Origin of the sequence: Pseudonocardia halophobica (assembly GCF_027922425.1) — a bacterium.
GTDB classification, from domain to species: Bacteria; Actinomycetota; Actinomycetes; order Mycobacteriales; family Pseudonocardiaceae; genus Pseudonocardia; species Pseudonocardia halophobica.
The window spans coordinates 1-500 of record NZ_BSFQ01000312.1; the positions used below are offsets into that span (position 1 = coordinate 1).

A 500-nucleotide genomic window follows, 5' to 3' on the forward strand; every position below is an offset into this window, starting at 1 on the left:
GGGGTCCTTGTCAAACAGATAGCCCTCAAGAAACAGCCAATCCGCGCCGCTAAAGACTGACGGGCTGACATCATCCGCCCCCAGCTCGGCCGAAATTCCCAGATAAGTGTTCATCGACCGCTCGCCATCCGGGGTGACAAAGATGATCGAACGCGAAGTTGGCAGCACATCCCCCGCAACCGGCGGGTTGACGAAAACCGTGCCCTGCTGCTCGGTCTGTTCGGCATAGCTCAGGCCCAGAGGATCGCTTGCCACCTTGCCGATAAAGGCGGTGCGCAGTCCCAGCATCCCCAGCCCGGCCAGCGTATTCGCAACCGAACCACCTGGCACCAGCCGCGCCTTGCCCGCCTGCGGATCGGCCGATTGCGCCGCCATCAGGAACTCGGACCGCTCGCGGTCGATCAGTTGCATGATGCCCTTTTCCACCCCCAGCCGGGCCAGCGTGTCCTCTGAGGTCGGCGCAATCACATCCATGACGGCATTGCCGATCCCGATTACAT

1 protein-coding gene is annotated in these 500 nt (G+C 62.2%); it reads right to left on the reverse strand.

Going from position 1 to position 500, the window contains the following annotated elements; translation table 11 throughout:
- Nucleotides 1–500 (reverse strand): adenosine kinase (locus tag PKE99_RS39555; protein ID WP_271215204.1); only part of this gene is annotated, 500 nt, incomplete at both ends.